The 243-nt window shown below is 49.4% G+C and carries 1 rRNA gene; it reads left to right on the top strand.

The features are described 5' to 3' along the window. Nucleotides 1–243: ribosomal RNA gene (locus GQY55_RS30885) — 23S ribosomal RNA — on the top strand; the annotation flags it as partial.

The following is a 243-nucleotide window of genomic DNA, read 5'->3' as shown; positions in this document are numbered from 1 at the left end:
CCCAGTAAACGGCGGCCGTAACTATAACGGTCCTAAGGTAGCGAAATTCCTTGTCAGGTAAATTCTGACCCGCACGAATGGCGTAACGACTTGGGCGCTGTCTCAACGAGAGATCCGGTGAAATTTTAATACCTGTGAAGATGCAGGTTACCCGCGACAAGACGGAAAGACCCCATGGAGCTTTACTGCAGCTTGATATTGGATTTGGGTACGATCTGTACAGGATAGGTGGGAGCCTAAGAA

The organism is Paenibacillus sp. USDA918EY (assembly GCF_009870825.1).
Taxonomy (GTDB): Bacteria; Bacillota; Bacilli; order Paenibacillales; family Paenibacillaceae; genus Paenibacillus_AQ; species Paenibacillus_AQ albilobatus.
The sequence above is the reverse complement of the archived record's forward strand: the minus strand, read 5'-3'. Positions and strand labels throughout refer to the sequence as shown.